Origin of the sequence: Pseudonocardia sp. 73-21 (assembly GCF_001899645.1) — a bacterium.
GTDB lineage: Bacteria > Actinomycetota > Actinomycetes > Mycobacteriales > Pseudonocardiaceae > Pseudonocardia.
In genome coordinates this window covers 1-1,055 of the sequence record NZ_MKVV01000006.1, presented here as the reverse complement: position 1 = coordinate 1,055, position 1,055 = coordinate 1, and the positions used below count along the sequence as shown (strand labels likewise).

General features: G+C 75.1%; 1 protein-coding gene. It reads right to left on the bottom strand.

What is annotated here, in order from left to right; translation table 11 throughout:
* Positions 1-4 precede the first annotated feature (4 nt).
* Positions 5-787, bottom strand: a complete 783-nt coding sequence (locus BGP03_RS00820; RefSeq protein ID WP_299735045.1) for a hypothetical protein — start codon at positions 785-787, stop codon at positions 5-7.
* Between the last annotated feature and the right edge of the window lie 268 nt (positions 788-1,055).

Below are 1,055 nucleotides of genomic sequence, written 5' to 3'. Positions count from 1 at the left end.
CTCGTCACGGCGCGGAGATCCCGGTCACGGCGAAGCGCTCGACCTCGGCGACGTGGCCGCCGGTCGAGACGACCACGGTCAGGGTGCCGTGCGCGGCAGCCGGCCTGAGCGTCGTCGACCACCGGGTGCGCTCGCCCCCGGCCGGCAGGCAGCAGGTCTCGCCGACCGGTCCGGCCGGTCCGACCACGCGGACGCGGAGGCTCTCGTCGACGCCGGACACGAGTCCGCCGACGGTCAGCGGGGACGTGGCCGTCGAGCCGTAGCGCGGGGTGTCGAGGGTCAGGGTCGTGTCGCGCGTCCCGGCCACCTCCCACGGCGCGTCGGTCCCGGTGCCCCAGCGGGCCAGGTGCACGACGGCGGCCGTGCTGTCGCGGCCGTCGGGCAGCGCGAGACCGACGGCGACCCAGGTCTCGTTCCCGGACCCGGTCGGCGTGCCGACGACCCGGTCGATCCCGGTGAAGCCCAGGTAGCTGCCCGCGAACGACAGCGCGGTCATGCCGGCGTCGAGATGCCAGGGCTGGTGGCCCCCTGTGCGGTACGCATCCTGCCAGGCGCGCACCCCTGCCGTGTCGGTGAAGGGCCACAGCGGCTGGTACGCGAACTCGGCCGGCGCCGGCGCAGCGGACGGGGTGACGGACGGGGTGGCGGACGGGGTGGCGGACGGGGTGGCGGACGGTGCTGTCGCGCTCGACGTCACCGGCCCGGCCGTGTCACCGGCCCGGCCGCACCCGGTCGCGAGCACGGTGAGCAGGGACGCGACGGCGAGGCCGCGGGAGTAGGGGCGCATGACGGTCCTCCTGGATCGGTGCCGTCCAGCATCGGTGGGTGCGGCCGGTTCCGGCAGGGCCGTCCGACCGGACCCGCCGTGCCGTCGGGCCCGCTCAGGCGGGGTCCGGGACCGGCCTGCCGAAGTAGGTGCAGGCGGCCCGGGACGGCCCGGTGGCGCAGATCGCTATCCACACCGGACCCGGAGGTCCTCCCTCACCTCAAGATCATCCCCACCGTGTCGTACTCAACCTCCGTGGGCAGTACACCTAGGAGGCTCCTGAATTAGC

Bases quoted from the DNA above. Each gene is read 5' to 3' on its own strand.
- BGP03_RS00820 (WP_299735045.1), bottom strand. From the start codon at position 787: ATGCGCCCCTACTCCCGCGGCCTCGCCGTCGCGTCCCTGCTCACCGTG.